This is a genomic window from Mycobacterium sp. AT1 (genome assembly GCF_002043095.1).
Taxonomy (GTDB): Bacteria; Actinomycetota; Actinomycetes; order Mycobacteriales; family Mycobacteriaceae; genus Mycobacterium.
In genome coordinates this window covers 1-26,254 of record NZ_MVOC01000059.1, presented here as the reverse complement: position 1 = coordinate 26,254, position 26,254 = coordinate 1, and the positions used below count along the sequence as shown (strand labels likewise).

General features: G+C 67.1%; 26 protein-coding genes and 1 pseudogene. 13 read left to right on the top strand and 14 right to left on the bottom strand.

What is annotated here, in order from left to right; genetic code table 11:
* Positions 1-61: 61 nt before the first annotated feature.
* Together B1790_RS25960 and B1790_RS25955 are read left to right on the top strand one after the other, a co-directional pair.
* Positions 62-2,056, top strand: a complete 1,995-nt coding sequence (locus B1790_RS25960; protein WP_079926275.1) for a phosphotransferase — start codon at positions 62-64, stop codon at positions 2,054-2,056.
* Positions 2,053-2,382, top strand: a complete 330-nt coding sequence (locus B1790_RS25955) for a YnfA family protein (RefSeq protein WP_079926274.1) — start codon at positions 2,053-2,055, stop codon at positions 2,380-2,382. The genes B1790_RS25960 and B1790_RS25955 overlap by 4 nt, the downstream gene beginning before the upstream one ends.
* Here B1790_RS25955 and B1790_RS25950 read toward each other — a convergent pair.
* Positions 2,379-3,311, bottom strand: a complete 933-nt coding sequence (locus B1790_RS25950) for a hypothetical protein (RefSeq protein ID WP_369832427.1) — start codon at positions 3,309-3,311, stop codon at positions 2,379-2,381. The genes B1790_RS25955 and B1790_RS25950 overlap by 4 nt on opposite strands.
* Before the next feature lie 3 nt (positions 3,312-3,314).
* On the opposite strand from B1790_RS25950, the gene B1790_RS25945 reads away from it, so the two are divergent.
* Positions 3,315-3,836, top strand: coding sequence for a DUF4333 domain-containing protein (locus B1790_RS25945; protein WP_158083881.1), 522 nt, complete (start codon positions 3,315-3,317; stop codon positions 3,834-3,836).
* Here B1790_RS25945 and B1790_RS25940 read toward each other — a convergent pair.
* Positions 3,817-4,524: a FadR/GntR family transcriptional regulator gene (locus B1790_RS25940; protein WP_079926173.1), complete on the bottom strand. Its 708-nt coding sequence runs from the start codon at positions 4,522-4,524 to the stop codon at positions 3,817-3,819. The genes B1790_RS25945 and B1790_RS25940 overlap by 20 nt on opposite strands.
* Positions 4,525-4,662: 138 nt before the next feature.
* Between B1790_RS25940 and B1790_RS25935 the strand changes: the two genes are divergently transcribed.
* Together B1790_RS25935 and B1790_RS25930 are read left to right on the top strand one after the other, a co-directional pair.
* On the top strand, positions 4,663-5,157 hold the full coding sequence (locus B1790_RS25935; protein ID WP_079926172.1) for a gluconokinase: 495 nt from the start codon (positions 4,663-4,665) through the stop codon (positions 5,155-5,157).
* The gene (locus B1790_RS25930) at positions 5,157-6,557 is read left to right on the top strand and encodes a GntP family permease (RefSeq protein ID WP_079926171.1); all 1,401 of its coding nucleotides are present in this window, start codon (positions 5,157-5,159) and stop codon (positions 6,555-6,557) included. Before B1790_RS25935 ends, B1790_RS25930 begins: the two co-directional genes overlap by 1 nt.
* Before the next feature lie 57 nt (positions 6,558-6,614).
* Here B1790_RS25930 and B1790_RS25925 read toward each other — a convergent pair whose 3' ends face one another.
* Entirely contained in the window at positions 6,615-7,613 is a 999-nt protein-coding gene (locus B1790_RS25925) for a DoxX family protein (protein ID WP_079926170.1), read from the bottom strand.
* A 113-nt stretch (positions 7,614-7,726) separates the two neighbouring features.
* Here B1790_RS25925 and B1790_RS25920 point away from each other — a divergent pair, with 113 nt between their 5' ends.
* Positions 7,727-9,127 carry a xylulokinase gene (locus B1790_RS25920; RefSeq protein WP_079926169.1) on the top strand — a complete coding sequence of 467 codons (1,401 nt, stop codon included), beginning with the start codon at positions 7,727-7,729 and terminating at the stop codon, positions 9,125-9,127.
* Positions 9,128-9,144: 17 nt separating this feature from the next.
* Here the strand turns inward: B1790_RS25920 and B1790_RS25915 are convergent, their stop codons facing one another.
* Together B1790_RS25915 and B1790_RS25910 are read right to left on the bottom strand one after the other, a co-directional pair.
* Positions 9,145-9,870 carry an alpha/beta fold hydrolase gene (locus B1790_RS25915; RefSeq protein WP_079926168.1) on the bottom strand — a complete coding sequence of 242 codons (726 nt, stop codon included), beginning with the start codon at positions 9,868-9,870 and terminating at the stop codon, positions 9,145-9,147.
* A 117-nt stretch (positions 9,871-9,987) separates the two neighbouring features.
* A complete protein-coding gene (locus tag B1790_RS25910) occupies positions 9,988-10,896 on the bottom strand; it encodes a LysR family transcriptional regulator (protein WP_079926167.1) in 909 nt (302 codons plus the stop codon).
* Between the two features lie 34 nt (positions 10,897-10,930).
* Between B1790_RS25910 and B1790_RS25905 the strand changes: the two genes are divergently transcribed.
* The 3 genes from B1790_RS25905 (at position 10,931) to B1790_RS25895 (ending at position 13,843) form a co-directional block, all read left to right on the top strand.
* Complete coding sequence (locus B1790_RS25905; RefSeq protein ID WP_079926166.1) at positions 10,931-11,746, top strand: acyl-CoA thioesterase domain-containing protein; 816 nt, start codon at positions 10,931-10,933, stop codon at positions 11,744-11,746.
* 107 nt (positions 11,747-11,853) lie between these two features.
* Entirely contained in the window at positions 11,854-12,717 is an 864-nt protein-coding gene (locus B1790_RS25900; RefSeq protein WP_079926165.1) for a DMT family transporter, read from the top strand.
* A gap of 319 nt (positions 12,718-13,036) precedes the next feature.
* Positions 13,037-13,843, top strand: a complete 807-nt coding sequence (locus B1790_RS25895) for a hypothetical protein (RefSeq protein ID WP_198952122.1) — start codon at positions 13,037-13,039, stop codon at positions 13,841-13,843.
* On the opposite strand, the gene B1790_RS25890 is transcribed toward B1790_RS25895, so the two are convergent.
* Genes B1790_RS25890 through B1790_RS25875 form a run of 4 tightly spaced genes read right to left on the bottom strand, consistent with a single transcriptional unit; the run spans position 13,840 to position 17,953 of the window.
* Positions 13,840-14,703, bottom strand: a complete 864-nt coding sequence (locus B1790_RS25890) for an ABC transporter permease (protein ID WP_079926164.1) — start codon at positions 14,701-14,703, stop codon at positions 13,840-13,842. The genes B1790_RS25895 and B1790_RS25890 overlap by 4 nt on opposite strands.
* Positions 14,700-15,575 (bottom strand): ABC transporter permease, encoded by an 876-nt coding sequence (locus B1790_RS25885; RefSeq protein ID WP_079926163.1) that lies wholly within the window; start codon positions 15,573-15,575, stop codon positions 14,700-14,702. Before B1790_RS25885 ends, B1790_RS25890 begins: the two co-directional genes overlap by 4 nt.
* A gap of 15 nt (positions 15,576-15,590) precedes the next feature.
* A complete protein-coding gene (locus B1790_RS25880; protein WP_079926162.1) occupies positions 15,591-16,784 on the bottom strand; it encodes a spermidine/putrescine ABC transporter substrate-binding protein in 1,194 nt (397 codons plus the stop codon).
* A 59-nt stretch (positions 16,785-16,843) separates the two neighbouring features.
* Positions 16,844-17,953, bottom strand: coding sequence for an ABC transporter ATP-binding protein (locus B1790_RS25875; RefSeq protein WP_304528838.1), 1,110 nt, complete (start codon positions 17,951-17,953; stop codon positions 16,844-16,846).
* A gap of 325 nt (positions 17,954-18,278) precedes the next feature.
* Between B1790_RS25875 and B1790_RS25870 the strand changes: the two genes are divergently transcribed.
* The 3 genes from B1790_RS25870 to B1790_RS25860 all read left to right on the top strand — a co-directional run bounded on the left by B1790_RS25870 (position 18,279) and on the right by B1790_RS25860 (position 20,613).
* The gene (locus tag B1790_RS25870; RefSeq protein ID WP_079926161.1) at positions 18,279-18,761 is read left to right on the top strand and encodes a TspO/MBR family protein; all 483 of its coding nucleotides are present in this window, start codon (positions 18,279-18,281) and stop codon (positions 18,759-18,761) included.
* 7 nt (positions 18,762-18,768) lie between these two features.
* Positions 18,769-19,251, top strand: coding sequence for a phosphate-starvation-inducible PsiE family protein (locus B1790_RS25865; protein WP_079926160.1), 483 nt, complete (start codon positions 18,769-18,771; stop codon positions 19,249-19,251).
* Positions 19,252-19,401: 150 nt separating this feature from the next.
* The gene (locus tag B1790_RS25860; protein WP_079926159.1) at positions 19,402-20,613 is read left to right on the top strand and encodes an acyl-CoA dehydrogenase family protein; all 1,212 of its coding nucleotides are present in this window, start codon (positions 19,402-19,404) and stop codon (positions 20,611-20,613) included.
* A gap of 6 nt (positions 20,614-20,619) precedes the next feature.
* Here the strand turns inward: B1790_RS25860 and B1790_RS25855 are convergent, their stop codons facing one another.
* Together B1790_RS25855 and B1790_RS25850 are read right to left on the bottom strand one after the other, a co-directional pair.
* A complete protein-coding gene (locus tag B1790_RS25855; RefSeq protein ID WP_142271518.1) occupies positions 20,620-21,369 on the bottom strand; it encodes a hemolysin III family protein in 750 nt (249 codons plus the stop codon).
* An 8-nt stretch (positions 21,370-21,377) separates the two neighbouring features.
* On the bottom strand, positions 21,378-21,611 hold the full coding sequence (locus B1790_RS25850) for a hypothetical protein (RefSeq protein WP_079926157.1): 234 nt from the start codon (positions 21,609-21,611) through the stop codon (positions 21,378-21,380).
* Between the two features lie 55 nt (positions 21,612-21,666).
* Between B1790_RS25850 and B1790_RS25845 the strand changes: the two genes are divergently transcribed.
* Positions 21,667-22,464 (top strand): SDR family NAD(P)-dependent oxidoreductase, encoded by a 798-nt coding sequence (locus B1790_RS25845; protein ID WP_079926156.1) that lies wholly within the window; start codon positions 21,667-21,669, stop codon positions 22,462-22,464.
* A gap of 52 nt (positions 22,465-22,516) precedes the next feature.
* Here the strand turns inward: B1790_RS25845 and B1790_RS25840 are convergent, their stop codons facing one another.
* From B1790_RS25840 to B1790_RS34800, 3 genes and pseudogenes are all read right to left on the bottom strand, one after another.
* Complete coding sequence (locus B1790_RS25840) at positions 22,517-23,395, bottom strand: 1-acyl-sn-glycerol-3-phosphate acyltransferase (RefSeq protein ID WP_079926155.1); 879 nt, start codon at positions 23,393-23,395, stop codon at positions 22,517-22,519.
* A 67-nt stretch (positions 23,396-23,462) separates the two neighbouring features.
* The gene (locus tag B1790_RS25835; protein WP_079926154.1) at positions 23,463-25,790 is read right to left on the bottom strand and encodes a pyruvate dehydrogenase; all 2,328 of its coding nucleotides are present in this window, start codon (positions 25,788-25,790) and stop codon (positions 23,463-23,465) included.
* Positions 25,787-26,254 (bottom strand): annotated as a pseudogene (locus tag B1790_RS34800) (hypothetical protein); the annotation flags it as partial. The pseudogene B1790_RS34800 and the gene B1790_RS25835, both read right to left, overlap by 4 nt.

The following is a 26,254-nucleotide window of genomic DNA, read 5'->3' as shown; positions in this document are numbered from 1 at the left end:
CCGTCAAGTTCGCCGGTGAAAACGCCGTCGTGGGTGCCTGCCACTGACTAACGTGGGCGGCGTGCAACCCTTCCTCGCCAACGCCCTCGTCGAACGCCCCGCCGATCTCACCGCCGACTGGCTGACCGCCGCACTGGGTGCCGGACGCGTCGACGACTTCACCGTCGAGCGCATCGGCACGGGACAAATGAGCGAGTGCTACCGCGTGGGGCTGACGTACGCCGACGGACGGGACGGGCCCGCCTCTGTTGTGCTCAAGGTCGCCGCCGCCGACCCCAGCAGCAGGCAGACCGGCCTGGCGATGGGGCTCTACGAACGGGAAGTCCGGTTCTACACCGACATTGCGCCGACGTTGCACGGACCCGTCTCCGAGTGTCACCACGCGGCCTACGACCCAGCAACCGGTGCCTTCGACCTGCTACTCGGTGACGCCGCCCCGGCCGTCGTCGGCGACGAGATCGGCGGCGCGTCGGTCGAGCAGGCGACGATGGCGCTGACCCAGCTCGGTCGCGTGCACGGCCCGCTGCTCGGCAACGCCGCCCTCGCGGACGCCCAGTGGCTCAACCGGGAGTCGCCGCTCAACCAGGGACTGTTGACGGCCCTGTACGCCGGATTCGTCGAGCGCTATCGCGACGAGATCGCGCCCGAGCACCGCGAGGTCTGCGAGCGCCTGGTCGCGGCGTTCGACGACTACCTCGCCGCCGAGGCTGCGTCCGGCCGACCGCAGGGACTGGTCCACGGCGACTTCCGCTTGGACAACATGCTGTTCGGAGAGGACGGCGCCGACCGTCCGCTGACCGTGGTCGACTGGCAGACCGTCACGTGGGGGCCCGCGATGACCGACGTCGCCTACTTCATGGGGTGCGCGCTGCCCGCCGCTCGCCGCCGCGAGCACGGCGATGCACTGTTGCGGGCATACCACGACGCGCTCGGGCCCGACACCTCGGTGAGCCTCGACGACGTGCGCGATGGCGTGCGGCGTCAGAGTTTCTTCGGGGTGATGATGTCGATCGTGTCGCCCATGCTGGTGGAGCGCACCGAGCGCGGCGACCGGATGTTCATGACGATGATCGCGCGGCACTGTCAACACGTGCTCGACACCGACGCACTGGCCGTGCTGTCCCCGCCGTCGCATCCGGAACCGTTGCGGCCCAAGCCCGAAGACGAAGGCCGCCACGAACCGACGGACGAACCGCTGTGGAGCGAGAGCTGGTACTTCGACTTCGTCGACCCCCGCCAGGCGGTCGGCGGATGGTTGCGGCTCGGCCTGATTCCGAATCAGGGCCACGCCTGGATCAACGCCCTGCTGTGCGGCCCGAACATGCCCACCATCGCCGTGCTCGACTTCGAGGCCCCGTTGCCGGCCGACCACACCCGCGTGCACGGCGACGGCGTCCAACTGGAACTCGAGGCCACCGCGCCGCTGCAATGCCACCGGGTGACACTGCGCGGCAGGGGAGAGGCCTACGACGATCCGGCCGACCTCCTCAGGGGCGCCTCCGGCAGGCCCGTCGACCTGGAGATGGATCTGGTGTGGACCACCGTCGGCACCCCGTACCAGTACCGCCTGTCGACCCGCTACGAAATTCCGTGCACGGTGTCGGGAACCGTTCGGGCAGAGGGACGAACGTACGAGTTCTCCGATGTTCCGGGTCAGCGGGACCATTCGTGGGCGGCACGGGACTGGTGGAGCATGGAGTGGGTGTGGAGCGCGCTGCACCTCGACGACGGCACCCACGTCCACGGCCTCGACCTCCGGATCCCCGGCGCGCCGCCGATGGCCGCCGGCTACGTCCAGCGCTCGGGCGAGGTCGTCGAGCTGCAGACGGTCGTGGCGCGAGAGACCTTCGGCGACGACGACTTACCCCTCGGCACCACGCTCGAGGTCACGCCGGCATACCTGACCGCGACCGTCGCGATACGCGGTCACGCCCCCGTGCTGCTGACCTCGCCCGACGGCCGGCTGAGCAGATTCCCGCGGGCCTGGGCCACCGTGACGACGACCGACGGCCGCACGGGTGTCGGTTGGCTCGAATGGAACCGCAACCGGACATGACGGTGCTCAAGTCGGTGGCACTGTTCGTCGTGGCGGCTCTGCTGGAGATCGGCGGCGCCTGGCTGGTCTGGCAGGGAGTCCGAGAACACCGCGGTTGGCTGTGGGCCGGCGCCGGGGTGCTGGCGCTCGGCGCCTACGGGTTCGTGGCGGCGTTTCAGCCCGACGCGAACTTCGGGCGCGTGCTGGCCGCCTACGGCGGCATCTTCATCGCGGGCTCCCTGCTGTGGGGCATGGTCGCCGACGGCTTTCGGCCCGACCGCTGGGACGTCACGGGTGCGGTGGTCTGTCTGCTCGGGGTCGGTCTGATCATGTACGGTCCGCGCTAAGACAACTGGGCACCGTCGTCGGCGAGGTCGTCTCGTCGCAGTCCCATCGGCGTTGCGGTGGGGATGTCGCCCCCGGCGACCACCTTCCTGGTGAGCGGGGTCAACGTGCGAAACAGCAGTTCTAGTTCGCCGTCGTCGAGGGCGTCGAACGCCGACAGCGACAACCGGTCGGTCAAGTCCTCGAGGTGTTGTTTGAACTCCCGGCCCGAATCCGTCAGCGCGCCTTGGTCGTCGACGAATCCGCGGGCGGCGAGTCGGCCGAGGCACACTTGCCACTCCTGGTCGTCGTACTCGCGGCTGCGCATGATGAACTCGCGAGGCACCCGATCGGCCAGCGCGTGCAGGACGTTGCAGTCGCGGCCGCCGACGCCGTTGGCGACGAGTACCGCGACGTGGGTGTCGCCGCGGTGTTCCCGCAGCAGGGTGCTGGCGTGCCACAGCCGGGCCGCCGGTTGGTCGGGCCACGGCACCGCGCGATTCGCGGCGAAGAGCGGGCGGCCGTCCAGCGGGGCAGTGGCCGCGGCCTTGGCCAACAGGTCGGCTGCGGTCTGCACCTCGGTACCGTCGCCGACCCCGCACCGACCGAGGGCGGCGACGGCCGACACCTCCCGCGCGCGGAGGGCGTCGGCCGGGCTGGCGAATTCCCATGCGGCGGGGAGTGCGCGAGCCACGTGAGCCGGGGCGAAGTTGTAGAAGGCGGCGGTGACCAGGTCCGCGCCGACTGCGCCTAGCGGCGCCGCCCGTGCACCGAAGTAACCCATCCAGAAGCCGCGGAAGCCGGCCCTGCCGAGAGCCTCGCGGGACTCGGGGGCGAAATAGGTCAGTGCGTGCACGGGTTCGAAGCGGTCGAACAGCCTGCGGGCCGTGGTCGAGGTTCTGCTCACTTTGGCAGTCAACCACCGTGACCCCGCCCGGATGGAAGGATGCATGCCATGCGGTTCACGGTGACTGCCGCGGCCCTGGTGCTGACGGGTGGGGTCACGTGCGGCTGCGTCGGCGCGACGGGTCCCGACGTCACGCCGACGGTCGCGAAGGAGGCTCTGCAGAGGGACGTCTCCGACAAGCTGACCGCCGCCGGTGACCGGCCCGAGACGGTCGTGTGCGAATCGGATCTCATCGGCGAGGTCGGCAGAACCGAGCGATGCGACGTGGTGGTCGACGAAGCCAACAGCTTTCAGCCGATCGTCACCGTCACCGGAACCGACGCGGGCGCAATCCAGTACGACCTCACCCCGGCACTGTCACGAGAGCAACTCGAGCGGGCGGTGGCGCGCCTCGTCGCCGAGAAGTCCTCGGAGCGCATCGATTCGGTGGCGTGCGAAGGCGGTCTGAGGGGTGAGGTGGGCGCATCCGCCGGCTGTGACGTCGTCGCAGGGAAGACTCAGGCCCGCCGGATAGTGGAGGTCACCGAGGTGTCGGGGCTGACGATGACGTTCACTTTGCGGATGAACTGACGTCGTCTACCGCTTCGTCGATGATCTCCCGCATGGCGCGTTCGGCGGTCTCCTCGTCGCGAAGCCGAATCGCCCGGGCGACCTCGTCGTGCAGTGCGATGGCGACCGGGTTCGGCGTCTCGGGCATCATGCCGTGGTGCGTGCGCCCGGTCAGCACCTCGGCGACGACGCCGTTGAGCGCCCGGAACATCTCGTTGCCGCTGGCCTCGAGCAACGTCTGATGAAACACCTTGTCGGCCAACAGGTATGACTCCAGGTCGCCGGCCCGGCCGTGCATCACCATGTCCGAAACGGCTGCCGCCATGATGCGGCACTGGTGCGGATTGGCCCGACGGGCGGCGAGGGCCGCCGCAGTGGGTTCGAAGCCGCGCCGCAGTTCCGAGAGGGACACCAATTGTGCTGCGCGATCGCCAGATTCGAGCCGCCATCGAATGACGCGTGGGTCGAAGACGTTCCATCGTTCTGCGGGCTGGATGGTGATGCCGACGCGGCGACGGGACGCGACCAGGCCCATCGACTCGAGCACCCGAACTGCCTCGCGCGCGACGCTGCGGGACACGCCGTATTGGACGCCGACGCCTTCGAGGTTGATCACCCCGCCGGCAGGGAGCGTCCCCGACACGATCTCGGCACCGATGCCGGTCAGCACGTTGTCGTGCAGCGCGCTGACGTTTGGGGGTCCGGCCACCCATACATCTTGTCATAAAGTTTGCTGACTGCCTTAAAGACATATCTTTCGCTCAAACGCTTGTAATGATCTTACTATTGAGGCACTCTGTGTGACGACAAGCACAACTGGGTGCGACCGATCGGGAGGTGGGCTGGCATGGCGCCAATCGTCGTAATGGGTGTGTCCGGGTCCGGCAAGTCGACCGTTGGCGCAGCACTCGCCCAACGACTACGAGTTCCATTCGCCGACGCGGACGACTTCCACCCCGAGGCCAACATCGCCAAGATGACCGCGGGTCACGCCCTCGACGACGACGACCGGCGGCCCTGGCTGGAGTCGATCGGGGAATGGCTGGCCGCCCACGCCGAGGGCGGCGTGATGAGCTGCTCGGCACTCAAACGCACCTACCGCGACCAACTTCGGGAGCACTGTCCCGACGTGGACTTCCTTCACCTCGCGGGAACGCCAGAAGTGATCGGCCGCAGGCAGGCCAGCCGACCGGGACACTTCATGCCGGCCTCGCTGCTCGCGTCCCAATTCGAGACCCTCGAGCCACTGGCGGCCGACGAGAACGGCGTCGACGTCAACGTCGACCAGAACATCGACTCAATCGTGAACGAATACGTAACGCTGACCCAACGGGAGCTGTGATGATCAACGGAATTACCCTGCTCGCCGACGACGCCCCGAAACTCACCGAGCCGGTGGCCTCGGGTTGGCACCTCGTCCTGGCGTTCCTCGTCGGCATCGGCGTCATCGTCGTGCTGATCACCATCGTCAAGCTTCATCCCTTCCTGTCGTTGATCTTTGGTGGGCTGACGGTCGGAATGGTGGCGGGGGAGAACCTCACCACCGTGCTGGCGTCCTTCACCAAGGGTTTCGGTGAGACCGCCGCCGGTGTCGGCATCCTCATCGCGCTTGGCGCGATGTTCGCCAAGCTGCTGGCCGATTCCGGCGGAGCCGACGAGATAGTCGACACCATCGTCGGGCACGCGTCACCACGAATGTTGCCGTGGGCAATGGCGTTGGTCGGCGCGATCATCGGCCTCCCCATGTTCTTCGAGATCGGCCTGGTGCTGCTGATTCCGGTCATCTACCTGGTCTCGCGCCGCTCGCAGCTGTCCTTGATCACCGTCGGAATCCCAGCTCTGGCAGGCCTTTCGGCGATGCACGGGTTCGTCCCACCGCATCCAGGGCCACTGACCGCCGTCGGGCTCCTCGACGCCGACCTCGGCGTCACGCTGGCTCTCGGTGTCGCAGTGGCGATCCCGACCATCGTGCTGGCAGGACCGTTGTTCGGAAAGCTCGCAGGGAAGTGGGTCGTCGTCGACGCGCCCGACACCTTCGACGCGGACCGCTTCACCGATGGCGAAGACCGACGCCGACCGTCGTTCGGCATCACGCTGTTCTCGGTGCTGCTGCCCGTCGTGCTGATGCTCGGCAAGGCACTGGTCGACATCTTCATCGACGACAAGGCCAACCTGGTCCGGTTGGTGTTCGACACCCTCGGCACCCCGCTGATCGCGCTTCTCATCGCCGTCATCGTCGGCATGTTCACCCTCGGCCGCGGCGCCGGGATGGACCGCAGCGAGGTCACCTCCTGCATCGAATCCGGTCTCCCGCCGGTCGCCGGCATCATCCTGATCGTCGCCGCCGGTGGCGGTTTCAAGCAGGTGCTCGTCGACAGCGGCATCGGCACCCTGCTCGCCCGCTGGGCAGAGGGCGCGAACATCTCGGTGCTCATACTGGCCTGGCTGATCGCGGTGCTGATCCGGCTCGCCACGGGTTCGGCCACGGTCGCCACGATCACAGCGTCGTCGCTCATCGTGCCGCTCGTCGCCGACCTGCCAACCGGCGAGGTGTCGTTGGTGGTGCTCGCCGTCGGCGCGGGTTCGCTGTTCTTCTCCCACGTGAACGACGCCGGCTTCTGGTTGGTCAACCAGTACTTCCGGCTCACCGTCGGTCAGACCATCAAGACCTGGTCGATCATGGAGACCGTGCTCTCGGTCAGTGGTCTCGGCGTCGTGCTCCTGCTGGATCTGGTGATCTAAGGCTGGACCAACGAACGGCGGGGGGGCCCCCCCAAAAAANNGTCGTGGTGTGCGGGTCTAGCGGACGCGCTTCTCGAGTTCCTTCTGCGCGCGCTTGAGATCCTTGCGGGTCTGCTTGGCCTGCTTGCGGCTCAGCGAAGCGAACTCGTTGCTGCGATCTTGGGCCAGGGCGGCGATCTCCGCGCCGCGATCCCGGGCTGCGTCAACCAATTCCGGCGCCCGGTCGCGGGCCACGTCGACCAGCTTGGCGCCGCGCTTGTGCGCCACGTCGGCCAACTCGGTGCTGCGATCCTGCGTGAGTTCGGCGAGCTCAAGACCGCGCTTGCGCGCCTTCTTGGCGAGCTTGGGTGCACGATCGCGTGCCACGTCCGCCAGCTCGGAACCACGCTCCAGCGCGACGTCGGCGAACTCCGACCCGCGCTCGTATGCGAGGTCCGCGAGTTCGGAACCGCGTTCCCTGGCGACGTGGGCCAGCTCGCGTCCACGCTCCGCGCCGACGTGCAGACCGGATTGGATGCCCTCGCCCCACTTGTCGACGAGCTCGCTGTCGATCAGGGCGTTGGGGGTGTCGGACCCGCTGGGCAGGACGCCGGTGACCCGTTCGCTCACCTTCCGTGCGGCACGTCGGCTACGCCACCCCAGCGACGGACGGCCCTCGGTGTCGACCGAGGCGATGATCAGGCCGCCGATGAGGCCGACGTCGGCGAACAGTGCCTTGCGCTCCGCCGCCTTGCGCGCGGGATCGGTCTCGTTCCAGAAGGCGTGGCTGCCGAGGCTGCCGGGGACCACGCTGACGGCGAGTGCCGCCGAGGACAGGCGGGGCAGCTTGCCCGCAGCGAGCAGCAGACCGGCACCGATCTGAACACCAGCGGTCACCTTGGCGACGGTCTCGGCGTTCGTCGGCACGTTGGGGCCGACCGGATCCGGAAGCTTGCTGAGACCTTCGAGGGTGGGTCGGGCGGCGTCGGCGGCTGGTTTGGGGCTGCGGAGTGCGTCCACGCCACGGGTGATGAAGGTGGTGGCCAGCATGGGACGCGCTATTCGTCGGATCAACATGCGCGCATTATTCCCCGGGGGGGCCGGTCGCAAACCCATAACGCGCCGAAGGGCAAGTCGCTCGAACACCGTCGCATTAGGGTGGAGATTCCAAGAACCAAAAGGAGGTCGGCGTGGCCCTCGTCGCGGGAATCGACTCGTCCACCCAATCGTGCAAGGTCGTCATCTGCGACGCCGACACCGGTGACACCGTGCGCTCGGGTTCGGCGCCGCACCCCGGGGGCACCGAGGTCGACCCGGCCGCTTGGTGGGCCGCGCTCGCAGACGCCGCCGCGGCCGCAGGTGGGCTGGACGACGTCGCCGCGGTGTCGGTCGGCGCCCAGCAGCACGGCATGGTGTGCCTCGACGGCGCTGGCAACATCGTGCGAGATGCGTTGCTGTGGAATGACACTCGATCCAGTGGCGCGGCGGTCGCGTTGGTCGACGAGCTCGGCGGCGCAGCAGAATGGGCAGCGCGGATCGGCGTGGTGCCGGTCGCGGCGATCACCGCGACGAAGCTGCGGTGGCTGGCGGACAACGAACCAAAGAATGCCGACGCGACCGCGGCGGTCTGCCTTCCACACGACTGGCTGACGTGGCGGCTGTCGGGCTCGACCGACATCGACGACATCCGCACCGATCGCAGCGACGCCAGCGGCACCGGGTACTTCGCGGCCGAGGACAGCACCTACCAACCGGACTTGCTCGAGCTGGCGATGCGCGGACGACGTCCGATCGTTCCGCCCGTCGTCGGTCCGGCGGAGGCCTCGGGGCGGACCACCACCGGGGCGATCCTCGGTCCAGGCGCCGGTGACAACGCCGCCGCGGCGCTTGGCCTCGGGGTCGGGCCGGGGGACTGCGTCGTCTCGCTTGGCACCTCGGGGGTGGTCAGCGCGGTCGGTGACGCCGCCCCGCACGATGCCGAAGGGCTGGTGGCGGGCTTCGCCGACGCCACGGGGCGGCAGTTGCCCCTGGTGTGCACGCTCAACGGCGCACCCGTGTTGGCGGCGGTCGCCAAGATGCTCGGAGTCGACTTCGAGGAGTTCGACCGGCTCGCCTTGTCCGCGCCGCCCGGCGCGGAGGGTTTGACGCTGGTGCCGTACTTCGACGGTGAGCGCTCACCCAACCTCCCTGACGCGGCAGGCGCACTGCACGGGGTGACGACTCGAAATCTCTTGCCGTCCAATGTTGCCCGTGCCGCCGTCGAGGGTCTTCTAGCCTCCATTCAGTTCTGTGTGGAGAAGATCTCACGTCAGGGCGTCGACGCCGGCCGGGTGATCCTGGTGGGCGGAGGTGCCCGCTCGGAGGCGGTCCGCCGGATCGCTCCGGCAATCCTCGGGGTGCCGGTTCACGTCCCCCCGCCTGCGGAGTACGTGGCGCTCGGCGCGGCGAGGCAAGCCGCGTGGACGGTTTCGGGCGACGACGAGCCACCGGCCTGGAGCCTCGGCGCCACGTCGTCGTTCACCGCCGACCCCACGCCCGACGTGATCGAGCGCTACCGGTCCGCGCAGGCACTGACGCTGGGCCAACGCTGACCCGGGCCGGCGCGACGTCACGCTGAATCGCGGGCCGTCTGCGACACGGTCGTCGACGACAGCTGGTTGACGACGAAGGCCGCGGCTTGGTCGGCCGTCCCGTTGTTCTTGTAGGCGCTGTGCGCGGAGCGGTCGAGGCCGCCGGGGGAGCAGACCGGATCGCCCTGGTTGCACTCCTGGACGGTCTTGTTCACGTAGGCGTCCCCGATGGCGATGGGTGGAGCGCTGTGGTCGACCAGATTCAGGAACCACGGGTCTGGCGTGCCGAACAACGCCACGGCGGCGACGTGCGAGGCGACCGACGCCGGCATGGGCCCGGTGATGTCCGCGGGCAGGGTGAACCCGGCCGGGATCGCGCTGGCGGTGGTGTAGCCGGCGACGGCCGCCCCCTGCGAGTAACCGCCGAGGACGATCTTCGTGTTCGGGCACGTGGTGGCGATCGACTGAACCTGGCGGCTGGCGTCGGCGACCCCGTTGGCGGCGGCCTGGAAGTCCAGCGAGGCGGGGTAGTCGACCGCGTAGACCCCGACGGGCTGACCGAGCTTGGCGTTGAGGGAGTCGACGAAGGCCTGACCGGTGTCGCCGATGCCTGGCGCCTCGAAGGTGCCCCGTGCGAAGACGACCTCGACGGCGGAGCAGGCCGGGTTCGTGTCTGCCTGGGCCAGCCCGGCGGCTTGCGGACCGAGGACCGCCGCCGCGGAGGCGAAGGTGGCGGCGAGGATGCGCAGCTGGTGGTTCGGCATGGTCGAGCCTTTCGACGGTCCTGGGTGAGTGCATTCAGACTCCCGTGCCGACGACGTCGTCACATCGCCGCTGACCACCAGAAACCGACCACCGCTAGCGGCCACGGCCGCTACCGGCTAGCAGGGGGGTCGGGGCCAGTCCCGCTGCTCGTCCGAGGAGGGACGCAGACCGTCGAGCAGCAGGCGCAGCGGCGCCCAGCTCTCGCGACCCCGCCGTGTTGCCGCGTAGGCCGTCATGACGACGGCCGGCCCGGCCAGTCGCAGCACCGAGACGCCCTGCCGGGCCGGCCGGTTCACCGGCAGCAGACCAACGCCGTAGCCGGCCAGGATCAGGTCTTCGACCAGGTCGAGGCTGTCGATCTGGTGTGCGATCCGCGGGGTGAAGCCAGTCAGCGCCGCCAACGTTCGCACGGCGTCTTCGTCAGCGGTGTTGCGCGAGTTGACGATCCACGCGTCGTCGGCGTAGTTCCGCAGATCGGCCGTGTCACCCGCCGTCGCGTCGGTCCGGACGCCGAGACCCCAGGGCGTCGACCACAGCGCCACCGTGTCCAACGCGGGGTTGGGAGACGCCGGCGCCAGGTTGTAGTCGTAGACGAGGGCCAGATCCAAGTCGTCGTCGACGAGCAACCGGAACGCCTCGACGGGCTCGTACTCACTGACGATCGCGTCGACGCGCGGGTGGCTGACGGCGAGGTCGGCCAGAACCGGAAGCAGTGACACCCTGATTCCGGTGGCGAATCCACCGACGCGCAGGGTCCCGGCGGGTTCGGCGTCCGGATCGAGGTCGAGGCGCGCGGCGTCGACCGCGGCGAGGATGGTGACGGCATGATCGGACAGCCGGCGGCCGGCGGGCGTCAGACGCACGCGGCGCCCTGCAGGCTCGACGAGGTCGACCCCGGCGTCCTTCGCGAGCGCCGCGATCTGCTGGGACACCGTCGAGGTGGTGAGGTGATGGGCCTCCGCAACCGCACGCATGGAGCCCAGGCGTGACAGGGCGAGCAGGAGCTGCAGTCGGCGGGTGTCCACCTTGGCATTGTCCGCCCCGTGCGACGATTCGAGAATGACTGCGCGTGCGGCCCACTTCGTCCAAACGTCGGCGGACACCTTCCTACCTACGGAGAATGCCCGAAGCCGTTGGGGCCCAGATCATCTCAACGGACCGGCCCTGGTCGGGCTGGCGGCGCGCACCATCGAGGAACGGTTCGGCCTCGACGAATTCATGCCGGCGCGCCTCACGGTTGACCTCTTCAAGGCGGCCCGCGCAGTGCCCACCACCGCGACGGCGCGACTGGTCCGCGACGGCAGGCGGGTGCGCAACTCCGAGTGCGAGCTGCTCCAGGACGGCGTCGTGGTGGCGAGAGCCATCTTGGTCCAGTACCGCCGCTCGTCGGTGCCACGGGGCGAGGAGTGGTCGGCGACGATGGACCTGCCGAGACCGGTCGCCGTCGACGGCTCGAGTCACCTGACGATGGGGAGCGACGACGGCGGCTGGAGCCCCAACATCGCGGACCACCAAAACGCCTCGCGAAAGCGATCCCGGAATCGCGCCGTCGACGTGGTCGAGGGGGTGGCCAACTCTGCGCTGGTCAACGCCGCATACGCCGCGGAGGGCACCAGCCTGGTCACCAACCTCGGCACGGCGGGCATCGGATACATCAACGGCGACCTGACCGTGGCGCTGGCCCGTCTGCCGGTCGACGAGTGGATCTACCTGCAGGCCGACTCACACTGGACGGCCGACGGCATCAGCACGGGATCGGCGACCCTCTACGACCGTGTCGGAGCGTTCGGGACGGGCGTCGTCACCGCGGTGAGCAACCCGGCGGCGCAGATCGACTTCACGGACGCCACCGCCTCGGAGGTGGAGTACCTCTAGCCCCGTGAGCGCCCCGGGACCACCAACCTGACCGTTCACCTTTCCCGAACGGTGTGTCGGGCTTTATCACGTGGACGCGAACGGTGGTCGTGCCATTGAATGCAGCCATGGGCAGGAACCAGGCGCGCACCGGTGTGCTGATGGCATCGGGGGCGATGCTGTGCGTTCAAGCCGGTCTGGCGTTGTCCCTGGGGCTGATCGACCAGATCGGCGTCGAGGGTGCGGCGTGGTTGCGGCTGACGTGGGCCGGGATACTGCTGCTGGTCATCGTCCGACCGCGGCCGTCAGCCTTCACCAGGACGACCTTCCTGACGTGCGTCCTCCTCGGGGTGGTGACCGCGGCGGTCACACTGCTGTTCATGGCGTCCATTGCACGTATTCCGTTGGGTACCGCCAGTGCATTGGAGTTTCTCGGGCCTCTCGGCGTCGCCGTGGCAAAGGGCAGGGGTAAGAGCCGCTTCGTGTGGCCCGGCCTGGCGGCCGTCGGCGTTGCGCTGCTGACCCAACCGTGGGCCGGTGCCGTCGACCTGGTGGGCGTCGCATACGCGTTGGGCGCAGCGGCCTGCTGGGGCTGCTACATCCTGCTCACGCAACGCGTTGGCGACGGAGTGGAGGGAATCAACGGGCTGGCGGTGTCGATGGGCGTTGCGGCGATCTTCTCCACCCTCGTCGTGGGCACGTCGGTGATTCCGCATATCACGCCCGAAATCCTGCTGTTCGGAATCGGTCTCGCCATTCTGCTGCCGGTGATCCCCTTCACCTTGGAGATGATGGCGCTCCGGCGGCTGACCACGGCGTCGTTCGGAACCCTGATGAGCATCGAGCCGGCGTTCGCCATGCTGATCGGCTTCCTGGTGCTGTCGCAGGCTCCCGACGGTGCGGGAGTCCTCGGCATCTGTCTCGTCGTGGCCGCCGGCATCGGGGCAGCCAGGTCAGGTGCCCGACCTCCGGTCCTCGTCGACGTCACCTGACGTCGATCTTCGACGCTTCCGCGACACGCCGTGCGGAACGCGAGGTGGTCGTCGTCGTTCGTCAGCTACGCCACGCCGACGGCGACGCGCCAAACGAGCAACCGCTGCGTCAACTGCGTGATACCGATCCGCTCATGGTCGACGCCCGTCCAGGGCACAATGACGAGCGCCATTGGCTAATGGGTGGAAAACCACGTTTACAATTCGGCAATCCATTTGCTGGATATGTCAATATATACGCAATTGCCAGGTAGAGGCACTTCGGCGACAAACGTATTATATTGCCCTAGTCGGTCCATCAAACGACGAAGGCGGAGCCATGACGACGTTGGAATACACGAAACCCAGCCAGGTATTACCTGGCGGGACCATGTCATGGTGGGATCCGGCGGCCGAATGCGCGGTCACCATCGCCGAACCGGCGGCGGCACCCGACCTCTTCGCCGAGTACCACCGCGGTGCCGTGGCGAGTTACGCCAAGTTCGGCGTCAGCGACGCACTCGACGCAGACACCGCCCGCTGCGCGGCCGACACCGCACTGTTCTGGGTCATGACCGACGTCGACGGAGGCGTCATCGGCGGGGTCAGGACGAAGGGCGCGCTGACCGCGCCCGAGGACTCGCATGCCGTCGTCGAGTGGCAGAACCAGCCGGGGGAGTCGGACGTCCGCAGGATGCTTGCGGAACGCATCCCCTCCGGCGTCATCGAGATGAAGGCCGCCTGGATGCGCGGCGACGGCGCCCGCAATCCGAATCGGCCAAAGCTACACGCTCGCAGCGGCTTTCATTTGACCACGCTTCTCGGCGTGGACTACTACATGGCCACCTCCGCGGCGCACACCCTCGAGCGGTGGCGGTCGACTGGCGGTGTCGTCGCCCCCATTCCCGCGACGCCCTACCCGGACGAACGATACGAAACGAAGATGATGTGGTGGGACAGAAGGACCTTCACGGTCCACGGCGAACCTGCCCAGGTGGCCTCGATCGTCGTCGAGATGGCACGAATCCACCGACACGGACAGCCGGCAACAGAACGCCGCCTCTCGGCACGTACCCGCAGCGCACTGTCCACCCACCGCCCGAGGACCGGCGCCCTCCGACACGGCGCCGCCGAACTCGTCGCCTAGAGATCGATTCGCTTGCGTCGGTACAGGGTTCCGGCCATCAGCAGCACCAGGCTGATCACCAGAATCGCGGTCGCGAGCACGTCGATCTGCGGCGGTACGGCGGCCTTCGTCGCCGCGTTCACGAACAGCGGGTAGGTCACCGTCGACCCGCTCACGAAGTACGTCACGATGAAGTCGTCGAGTGACAGCGCGAACGACAGCATCCCGGCCGCGACGATCCCCGGGACGATCAACGGCAGCGTCACCTTGAAGAACGTGCGGGTCGGGCTGGCACCAAGATCCATCGACGCGTCTTCGAGTGTCCAGTCGAAGCCCCTGACCCGGGCCCGCACCGTCATCGCGACGAAGCTGATCTCGAAGGCCACATGCGCGATCACGATGGTCGTGAAGCCGGTGGCCCAACCGAGGTCGAGGAACAGGGTCAGCAAGGACGCACCCATCACCACCTCGGGCGCGGTCAGCGGCAGGACCAGGAACGTGTCGACCGCTCCGCTGCCGCGAAACCGCTGTCTTACCAACGCAATTGCCAGGAAGGTACCGAGCACCAGCGCGATCGCCGTGGATAGAGCCGCCACCTCGAGGCTCTTCTGCAGCGCCTCTGCCAACGCTGGGTACTTGAAGGGATCGGCCCAGTTCTCGAGAGTGAAACCCTGCCACGTGTAGTTGAACTTGCCCGACGGCTTGTTGAACGAGAACAGCACGATGACGAAGATCGGTATGAAGATGTAGAGCAGCACCAGCGCGGCGACCACTCGAAGGACGACGTCGCCGAGCTTGCCGGGGCCCAGGACCGAGCGACGTGCCTTGGCCGGCGGCTTGTCGATCAGGTCGACCACCGCTGCGCCTTCCTGAAGCGTCATACCAGATCCTCCGTGCCGAGGGCTCGTGTGTAGGACAGCACGCCAGCCAAGATCATTGCCATCAACAGAAAGCTGAGTGCGGCCGCGGCGGGATAGTCCTTGACCACCAAGAACTGCTTCTGAATGACGTTGCCGATCATCGTGGTCTGCGTACTGCCCAAATAGTCGGCGTTGATGAAGTCGCCCATGGCGGGAATGAAGACCAGCAGGCTGCCCGCGAGCACACCGGGCACCGAAAGCGGGAAGATGATCTTGGTGAACGCCCGGAAGCTCGACGAGTACAAATCCTTCGAGGCTTCGAGCAACCGCGGATCGATCTTCTCGAGGCTGACGTACAGCGGCAGGATCATGAAGGTCATCGAGTTGTAGATCAGACCCCCGATGACGGCCCAACTCGTGGACAACAGTCGTCCGTCCGGTGGCAGCAACCCGATCGTGCCCAACACCTGCACCACGACACCGTCGTCGGCAAGGATCGTCTTCCACGCCAGCGTGCGAACCAGGAACGTCACGAAGAACGGCAGCACGACAAGACCCAACAACAGGTTCTTGTACCGACCCGACTTGAACGCGATGACGTACGCCAGCGGATAGGAGATCGCCAGCGAGACCACGGTGGCGGTGAACGCGTACAGCAGCGACCGCAGGATCTGGTCCTGGTACGTCGACAGGGCATGGGCGTAGTTGCCGAAGTTCCACGCAAAGGTCAACTGCGGCAAGTAGATCGAGCCGCCCATCGTGGACAACGAGGTCCGGAACAACGACCAGAACGGCACAACGAAGAAGACCGCGAGATAGACGAGCGCCGGAGCGATCATCAAATACGGCGCGATCTTGCTGCGCTGGCGACTGCTGCTGGCTACTCCTGCCATGTGCGGGCCCGGTCCCTAGCCGCCGGTGACGGCGGCGTAGGCAGTGTTGAACTGCTGCGTCTGCTCATCGGTCAGCGCGGCCCAGGTGTGCAACTTGTCCTGAAAGTCCTTCGGCGGGTTGATGAGCGGGTTCGCGGCGATCTTCGGATCGATCTTGTTGAGTTCGTCGGTCATGTCCGAGAGCACGGGCACGTACTGGACGAAATTGACCAGCTTCGCGTAGTTCGCCCGGTCGTACACGTAGTCGATGAAGGCCTCGGCCGCGTGCTGGTTCTGCGTCGTGTAGGGGATGGTCATCGTATCGATGAACCAGTCGCCACCGGACTCGGGGATGATGAACTCCAGATCCGGGTTGTCGGCCTGCAGCTGGACGACGTCTCCGGAGTACGCCTGTGCGATCGCGATGTTGCCCGCGGCAAGGTCGTCGGCGTAGTCGTTGCCGGTGAACCGACGGATTTGGCCCTTGTCCTTCTGCTCCTTCACCAAGTCGACGGCCTTCTGAACGGAGTCCATGCTCGGGTCGGCGACGTCGCCGCCCTGCGAGGTCATGATCATGCCGAGGCCGTCCTGCATGTCGGAGAGCAGACTCACCTTGCCCTTGAACTGGGGATCCCACAGGTCGTCGATCTTGGTGATCGTGCGGCCCGTCGCGGCCTTGTTGTAGGCCAGCCCCACCATGCCGGTCATGTACGGGGCGGTGAACTTGCGTCCCGGGTCCGACTTGTCGTTCAGGAGGTCGGGCCGCAGATTCTTCTTGTTGGGCACCCGGGTGTCGCTGATCTCGTTGAGCCAGCCCAGTTCCTTGAGGCGAAGCGCCATGAACTGGGTCGGCACGACGAGGTCGGCGCCGATGTCCTGCTTGCGCGACAACGGCTCCTTGTTCTTGGCGAACCACTGCTCGTTGTCGTTGAAGTCTTCCTTGTAGTCGACGGTCAAACCACTGGCCTTTTGGAATGCCGCGACGAAGCCGTCGGCCATGTAGAGCGGCCAGTTGGAGACACGCAGACTGCCGGTAGCCGGCTTGCCATCGTCTGGAGCTGCCGAGGTGCTACTCGAGCTCGTCGTGGTGGACGACCCACACGCTGCGAGGAATGACCCGCCGAGCCCCAGCGCGGCCGCGGCGGCGGCACCGCCCCCGATGAAGCGTCGACGCGAGGTGCGTGCCGCGGCGAGTCGCGCCATCGTCCTGGGATCGATCTCGTTCGCCATGGGGGTGCCTTTCGTGGTGCTGGGGAGGGGACTGGTTGTCGGAGCGTGGGTTTCGACGGTCAGGTTTCCGGAGGCGCGTCGAACATCTCCTCCAAGTCCTCGGTGGTCGGGATGTCGGCGGCCGGAAGGACGAGTGAGGCGTCGGGCGCCCACGCGACGTGCACGCGGTCTCCCGGCCTCAGCAGGGGAAGGTTCTGCTCGGTTCCGACGTGCGCGACGATCGGCGAGCCGTCGGGGGCGTCCATGGACAGGCGGACCACCGGACCTTGGAACGTCAGGTCCGTCACGGTGGCGGACACCGTTGCGACGTCGCCCTCGGGTGGGTCGACGGAGACGCGGACCCGCTCCGGTCGCACCATCAGGGTGGCGTGCCCACCGGCCTCGATGGCGGTGTCGCCAGGCCTGGCGCGCAGCGTCGTACCGAGGACTGACAGCTCGGCGACACCCCCGTCCATCCTGATCTGCTTTCCCGGCCACAGGTTCGCCTGGCCGATGAAGCTGGCGACGAAGACCGTCGCGGGCCGGTCGTAGATCTCGGTCGGACTGCCGATCTGTTCGACGTTGCCCGCGTTCATGACCGCGATGCGGTCGCTCATGGTGAGCGCTTCCTCTTGGTCGTGGGTCACGTAGACGAACGTGATGCCGACCTCGCGTTGAATGCGCTTGAGTTCGAATTGCATGGCGTGGCGCAGCTTGAGATCCAGTGCGCCGAGCGGTTCGTCGAGCAGGAGCGCGCTCGGGTAGTTCACCAGTGCCCTGGCGAGTGCGACGCGTTGCTGCTGTCCGCCGGAGAGTTGCGCAGGCTTGCGCTTGGCGAAGTCGGTGAGCCGGACGATCTCGAGGAGCTCGTCGACCCGGCGCTTGACCTCTTCCTTGTCGATCTTCTTGCTCCGCGGACCGTAGGCCACGTTGTCCCACACCGTCATGTGCGGGAACAGGGCGTAGTGCTGAAACACCGTGTTGACGTTGCGTTTATGCGGGGACACCGACGACACGTCGACGCCCTCGAGGCGGATCGCCCCCTCGGTGGGCGTCTCGAAGCCCGCGATCATGCGCAGCGTCGTCGTCTTGCCGCAGCCCGACGGACCCAGCATCGAGAAGAATTCGCCCGAGGCGATGGAGAAGTCGGCGTCCGCCACGGCGAGGTAGTCGTCGAACCGCTTCGTCACGTGGTCGATCTCGATGACCGGCTGACCGGCCTCGAGGGGGACCGCGCCTTCTCCCGTGGTGCTGTCGACGGCGGAGCCGTGTGTGCCGCTCAGGACGACCTCCCTCGTTGTTTGGCACGAAGGGCGGGCCCCCAAGGAATGAGGTGGACCCGCGCGGCCCCGTGCACTGTGGGTAAACAATCGCCGATCTTGGAGCCCTTCGCAAGCGATTCCGCAACGAATTTACATTTCGACAACCGGATTCCGCACCACGAGATTGCTGCGACGGCGAATCCGCTTGAGAGACCCCCTGGCCGGGTACGTTCGAGTGGTCGAAAGGAGTCGCATGCGTCCGCTCACCCTCGCCAAGACCGCTGGTGCCGCCGCGGCCACCGCCGTCATCGGCGGTCTCGCCACCGGACCGGCAGTCCAGTCGAATTGGTACCAGACGCTGCGCAAGCCCAGCTTTCAGCCGCCGCGACAAGCCTTCCCGATCGTGTGGCCGCTGCTCTACGCCGACATCGCGGTGGTTTCGGCGGCCACCATCGACGAACTCGGCGAACGAGGCGCCCGGCAGGAAGCCAAGACGTTCACGGGACTTCTCGCCCTCAACCTGCTGCTCAACGGCAGCTGGTCGTGGCTGTTCTTCAACCGCCGCCAACTCGGCCCGTCGGCGGTGTTGGCTGGCGCACTTGCCGTCAGCAGTGCCGATCTCACTCGGCGCGCGGTCCGCGTCAACGGAGCACCGGCGAGGGCGCTATGGCCCTATCCGCTGTGGTGCGCGTTCGCGACCGCCCTGTCGAGCTGCATCTGGTGGCTGAACCGCTAAGCCCACGATGTCAAAGACCGAAGACGTCGAGGAAGACGAAGAGGATCGGCAACGCCTTGCCGACCGTGTGCTGAGCTTCGTCGAAGACGCCGTCTACTGGGCCATCGCCGTCGTCTTGGCGTTCGGCTCGGTGGCCCTGCTCGTCGCCCAGTTCAACACGATGCTGAGGTTGCGCAACACCCCGGCCTCGACGCTCATGCTCGAGGTCCTCGACGGCCTGCTGCTGCTGTTCATCTTCGTCGAGTTGCTCTACGCGGTCCGGGCCTGCCTGCGTTCGCACGAGATCGTCGCCGAGCCGTTCCTGATCGTGGGCATCCTGGCCGGCATCAAGGAGATCGTCGTGCTGTCGGTCGAGGCGGCGACGCTGTTGGAGAAGGGGCCGGAGTTCTCCCGTGCGATCGTCGAGATCGGTGTCCTCGGTGGCGTCGTCCTCGTTCTTGCGTTGTCCGCGTTCATCCTGCGCGTCCGACGTCGGGACGGCGGCGACTGATAGGTCGCGTCGGAGCGGCAGGTGCAGTCGCCGGGGTAACTAGAGGCCCGGTAAGTTCGGTGCGTACAGTCGTTCACTGATCGGGTGCCGCGGTCGCCACCCATGCCAGCCACCCACGCGCGGGTCGATTCCGCCGAGAGGAACAGCCACATGACCTTTTCGCTCGAGTTGTCCGACGACGTAGTCGAAGTCCGAGACTGGGTTCACGACTTCGCCGAGAAGGTCGTCAGACCCGCGGCGGCGGAATGGGACGAGCGCGAAGAGACGCCGTGGCCGATCATCCAGGAGGCCGCCAAGATTGGCCTGTACTCCGTGGAACTGTTCGCGACCCAGGCCGCCGAGCCGAGCGGACTCGGTCTGCTCACCGTGTTCGAGGAGATGTTCTGGGGTGACGCGGGCATCGGCCTGTCGATCCTTGGCACCGGACTCGCCGCAGCGTCGCTGGCCGCAACCGGAACACCCGATCAGCTCGGGGAGTGGTTGCCCCAGATGTTCGGCACCGTCGACGAGCCGCTTCTCGCGTCCTTTTGCGCGTCGGAACCGGGTGCCGGCTCCGACGTGTCGGCCATCATCACCCGGGCTCGATACGACGAAGCCAACGACGAGTGGGTGATCAACGGCACCAAGACGTGGGCCACCAACGGTGGGATCGCCAACGTCCACATCGTCGTGGCGTCGGTGCATCCGGAACTGGGGTCCCGCGGGCAGGCGACGTTCATCATTCCGCCGGGGACGAAGGGCTTCAGCCAGGGACAGAAGTTCAAGAAGCACGGCATCCGCGCGTCGCACACCGCCGAGGTCGTGCTCGACGACGTCCGCATCCCCGGCCGTTTGATCATCGGCGGTAAGGACAAGTTCGACGAGCGCATCGCCAGGGCGCGCGAGGGCAAGCGCTCGGCCGGTCAAGCCGCGATGAAGACCTTCGAGCGGACGCGCCCGACGGTGGGCGCGATGGCGTTGGGCGTGGCCCGCGCGGCCTACGAGTACGCGCTGGACTACGCGCAGGAGCGCGAACAGTTCGGTCGCAAGATCGGCGACTTCCAGGCCGTTGCGTTCAAGCTCGCCGACATGAAGACCAGGATCGACACGGCGCGGTTGCTGGTGTGGCGCGCCGGCTGGATGGCTCGCAACGACAAGCCGTTCGTCAACGCCGAGGGATCGATGGCCAAGCTCGCCGCCAGCGAGACCGCGGTCTACGTCACCGACGAGGCCATCCAGATTCTCGGCGGCAACGGATACACCCGCGACTATCCGGTCGAGCGCATGCACCGTGACGCGAAGATCTTCACCATCTTCGAGGGCACCAGCGAGATTCAGCGTCTGGTGATGGCCAGGGCGATCACCGGGTTGCCCCTGAAGTAGCTGCGGCTACAGGACGACCAGCCAGATCGCGATGTAGTGGCAGGCCGCGCCCGCCGCCGTGAACGCGTGGAAGAACTCGTGGTAGCCGAAGGTCTTCGGCCACGGGTTCGGCCACCGCACGCCGTAGAGGATCGCACCGATGTTGTAGAGCGCGGCACCGGCACAGAGCAGGACGACGACGGCCAGGCCCGCACCGTCGAGCAGGACGCCGGCGAACCAGATCGCGGTGTAGCCAAGGAGAAGGTAGAGCGGCACGCCGACCCACCGGGGCGCCGACGGCCAGAACATCTTCAGCGCGACGCCGGCCGCGGCGCCCGAATAGACGATGGTCAGCACCAGCTTTGCCGTGTCCGGCGGCATGGCGAGCAGCGCCAGCGGGGTGTAGCTGCCTGCGATGAAGAGGAAGATCATCGAGTGGTCGGCGCGCTTCATCCACTTCAGGGAGGCCGGGCTGGTCCACTTCACGCGGTGATACACGGCGCTGACGCTGAACATCCCGATGATCGAGGCCGAGTAGACGAGGGTGGCAAGACCAGCGTTGGGTCGCCCGACGAGCCACGCCGCCGGCACCAGCGCGGCCCCGGCGACGATGGCAACTGCCGCACACACCAGGTGGATCGCGCCACGGGCACTCGGGGGAGTGTGCAGGATCTCGGTGACCGTGTCGGCGAGAACCTGGGGGAGGTCGTCGTCACCCCGCAGAATCTCCGGGATGTCTTCGTCGGCCACCGGCGCTTGCTTGGCGGATCCGGTCATCGTGCCGCTCATGTGGTCACCGATCTGTGCTCGTTCAGGACATCTTTGCTGTCGTAATAGAGCCGTCGCCAATCGGCGGTGGCCGCCGCAGCACACGGTCGGGCCTGGCGTCGAGAGTACAGAAGGTCGACGGTCATGATCACCAGCAAGCAGCCCGCTCGGATCACGATGCGATGAACAGTTGGCGCCTTCGCCGTGATGAAGAGTGCGACGCCGATGACCGTCGAAGTGGTCCCGCTCACTCTTTGCCTGAGTAATTATGTCGCCTAAGGAAGTGTCGGCGAGACGGGACGGGTGATGGGCAGATTCGAGGGCAAGGGCGTGCTGGTGACCGGGGCCGCGTCGGGGATCGGCAGGGCCACGGTCGAACGGTTGCTGGACGAGGGCGCTCACGTGGTGGGCGTCGACCTCGGCCCCGAGGCACCGGCGAGTGAGGCCGGACGCAGCACGTACCAAGCCGTCGACGTTCTCGACGCCGCCGCGGTCGGTGCCGCGATCGCCACCGTGGTCGCCGAGGCCGGCCGCCTCGACGGCGTGGTTCATGCGGCAGGCGTCGCAGGCGGAGGTCCGGTGCACGTCCTTCCCGACGAGGAGTGGGACCGGGTGATCGGCGTCAACCTGAAGGGCACCTTCGTCGTGACCCGCGCGGCGCTGGCTCAGATGGTTCGACAGGAGCGGGTCGACGGGGAGCGTGGCGCCGTGGTGACCCTGGCGAGCATCGAAGGATTGGAGGGGACGGCGGGCGGCAGCGTCTACAACGCCTCCAAGGGGGGTGTCGTGCTGCTCACCAAGAACATCGCAATCGACTACGGGCCCAGTGGAATTCGGGCCAACGTGATTTGCCCGGGCTTCATCCAAACCCCGATGTTCGACTCCGTGATGGGCATGCCCGGGTTCGAAGGTCCCCGCGAGTCCCTGCGCCACGAGCACAAGCTGCGCCGGTTCGGGCGTGCCGACGAGATCGCTTCCGTGGCAGCGTTTCTGCTGTCCGCCGACGCCAGCTTCGTCAGCGGACAGGCGATCGCGGTCGACGGCGGGTACACCGCGGGCCGCGACCACGGCGTCACCGAGCTGATGGGACTGGGGGAGCAATAGGCACGCCGAACGGACGTGGCCGCAAGCGATCTAGGACCTCGTGGGCGGCGAGCTACCCGATCAGCGGGATCCGGTCGGATGTCATGTCCGTCAGCGCATCCTGCATCGCCGTCTCGACGCGCACCGCGAAGTCGCCGGGGTCCTCACCGTCGGTCGGCGGCATCGCCGGAAGCACTCGCGTGACCAGTTTGGTCGGCAGGGGCAGGTAGGGCAGCATGCCGACGGCGCCGATGCTGAGGCCCCACGGCAACGAGATGCTGACGGGCGCCGACTTGACCCTCAGCAGCTTGTCGAGACGGATGGCCCGCGCCAACCGTTCCCCGCTGGAGATGACGAACAGGGACTCGCCGGCGCCTGCGGTGACGATCGGGACGATGGGGACACCGGCGTCCATCGCCAAGCGGGCGAACCCACTGCGCCCGCCGAACTTGACGTGGTTGCGCTCATCCCACGCCTTCGCGGCATCGAGGTCACCGCCGGGAAATACGGCGACGTGCTCGCCTCTTCCGAACGCCTCCTCGGCCGATTGCGTGCTCGCCGGTCGCGCTCCGAGCGGCTCGATCAGGCGGCCGACCCCCAGCGTCCAGGCCACCTGATGGGTCAAGATGGTCACGTCGCGGTCCAGCTTCAGCTGTTCGAACGTGGCGCCGACGGCGAAGACGTTGAGGTCGAAGATTCCGCCGAACCCGTGATTCGCCACGAACAGCACCGGGCCACTCAAGGTTCCGGCGTCGGCGGTGACCTCGAGGCGGTTGTAGCGACGGACGAACTCGATGGCGAGCCGCCGAAACGCGAAGGCAGCGCCGCTAATCAGGTCGGGGGAGGATTCCTCGGCATCGGGCTGCGCCTCGGCGCCCTCCTCGATGGCCGCCAGCAGCGCATCGGCCAGGCTCTCGACGTCGCCGTGCTGGGATGTTTCTTGCTCTGGCATGGCACCTTTCGATGGGGTTCGATCGCCCCGTCGATGATGCCGTACCCGTGGCCGCTGCGCGGCCGGATCAGGTAACCAGATCTAGGGCCGCCCGGACGATGCCATCGGCGCCGATGCCGTGAAACTCGTATACGGCGTCGAGCGAACCGACCTGCCCGAATCGGCTGACACCCAAGGACTTGGTCGGCACTCGGTTGAGAGTCGCCAGGAAGGTCAGAGTGTGCGGATGCCCGTCCAGGACGGTGACCATGGGCGCGGCGCGATGAGCGGGAAGGATCTGGTCCAAGATCCACGACGGACCGTCGCCTAGTCCGTGACGAGCTTGCAGCGCCTCGTACAGCAAGCCGGGACTGGTGACGCACACAACCTCGGCGGCCACGCCCAGTTGGTCCAATCGGTCTGCGGCGGAGAGGGTTTCGGTAACCAATGCGCCCATGGTGACCAAGGTGACGTCGGGCTTGTCGGTGCCGCGAATGACGTAGCCGCCTGCGACGACGTGGCGGCGGCGTCTCTCGCGAGCGGCGGGGTCGAAGGGGATCGCAGCGAGTTCCTGCCGAACGGGCCGGGTGGACAGCCTCAGATAGGACGACGTGCCGTCGGGACGCCCCAACCGCGACAGGCAGTCCATCAGTATCCATTCGACTTCGACGGAGAACGCCGGTTCGAAGCTGACACAGCCGGGCTGCTCGAGACCGATCGATGGAGTCTTGATGGATTGGTGCGCCCCACCTTCGGCTGCCAGGGTCACGCCCGACGGAGTGCCGACCAGAATGGACTGGCCACCGGCGTAGATGCCGTAGGACCATGGTTCCAGTGCGCGCTCGACGAAGGGGTCGTACAGCACCCCGATCGGGAACAGGGGCTGGCCCCAACGGCTCCAGGTGGCGCCGAGTTCCGAGATCAGTCCGACGAGGTTCGTCTCGGCGATCCCGAGTTCCATGTGCTGGCCGGTGGGCTTTTCCCGCCAGTGCATGATCGTTTCCCTGTCGTCGTCGAACCAGTTGCGCCGCTCATCGGTGGACCACACCCCAACCTTGTTCAGCCACCCCGCGAGGTTGGTGGAGGAGCTGACGTCGGGGCTGACGGTCACGACGCGTTTGGCGACGTCCGGCGCGTCTCGGGACAGGTCGAGCAGGGCACGACCAAGGGCGGCTTGAGTGGTGGACACCGCGGGCGGGGTGCGGCCCAGATCCGTTGGCACCGCAGGGGGCGTACTCGTACTCGGGCGGTCGCGGCGCAGGCGTTCGGACGTGGCCGAACACAGACGCCCGGCTGGACTGTCGGCGTCGAACGTGGCCCACGGTCGGGTGGTGTCCTTGCCAAGGCCGTTCGCCAGGTCGGCGTACTGCTCGTCGCTCAGCAGCGACGAGTGGTTCTGCGGATGCCCCTCGGTGGGAAGGCCGTAACCCTTGATGGTGTAGGCGATGATGACCGTCGGACGGGTATCGTCGATCTGCGTGTAGGCCTCGCGCAGTGAGGCGAGGTCGTGTCCGCCCAGGTTGCGGATCGCGGCCAGCAGTGTCGCGTCGTCGAGATCGCCAAGGAGGAAGGCGATCTCGTGGGCGTCGGGCTCTGCGCCCGGCAACCGATCGCGCAATTCCATTGCCGTGCATCGCAGAAGGCGTTGATATTCGGGGTTGGGCATGTCCAAGATGCGCCGTCGTAGCGCGGGGCCGCCGGATCGGGTGAACAGTTCTTCGAGCAACCTGCCGAACCTGACGGTGACGACCTGCCAACCGGCCGCCGAGAACATGGATTCCAGACGTCCGGCGGCGATGTTGGGGACCACCCGATCCAAGGATTGCCGATTCATGTCGACGATCCAGACGACCTCGCCGAGGTATTGGACGGAGGGATCCAGGATCGCCTCCCATACCGCGCCCTCGTCGAGTTCGGCGTCGCCTACCAACGAGTACTGGCGGCCTGCGCCGGTGTTGGCGAAGGTGGTGTCGACGTAGCGGCGGGCGAAGGCGCCCCAGATTGGGGCGGTGGCGCCGATGCCCACCGAGCCGGTCGAGTAGTCGACGGGGTCGGGGTCCTTGGATCGGCTCGGATAGCTTTGCAGGCCACCGAATTCCCGCAAGGTCGTCAGGTACTTCTCGTCGAGTTCGCCTAGGAGATAGTTGACGGCGTGCAACACCGGTGATGCGTGCGGTTTGACCGAGACACGGTCGCCGGGCTGAAGCTGTTCGAACCACAGGGACGTCATGATGGCGACCATCGACGCCGACGACGCCTGGTGTCCACCGACTTTCATCCCCGTCGGGTTGGGCCGAACCCGATTGGCGTGGTGGACGATGGAGGTCGACAACCACAGCGCCGCATCGCAGACGTCCCTTAGCGCTTCGCCGTGGGCTTCTGCTGGCGCCGGTGACGTCGAGTGCGGCAGGCTCATGATTGCTCCTGGTGGCGGTAATGGGGATTCTGACCGGCCTCGGCTCGGACCCTACTCAGCGGAGCCCAGGCACTCAGGACGAACGCCTCGAACTGGTCGACGGCGTCGACTCCGGTGTGGCTACGCCACACGACGTGACCGTCGGGGCGGACGACGACGGCGCCCCGCTCGCCGATCTCGAGGAGATCGAGCATCGCCGAACGGCCGTCTGGGTCGGGCGGGCTGAGCACGGTCATGGCGATCGGGAGATCTCCGAGCGACGGCGGCATGCTCGCGGCCCACGTCTGCGGGTCGCCGGTGAAGAGCGTCAATCCGGTCAGTCGGATCAGATCGTGAAGAGGCCGGACACCGCCTAGACCGTCACCCACGACAGTGTGCGGCAAACGCGCGCCAGGATGCGTGGTCGGCACGTAGAACGACACGTCGCCGTCGGGGCAGGGACCTTCGACACCGGTGTCGATCAG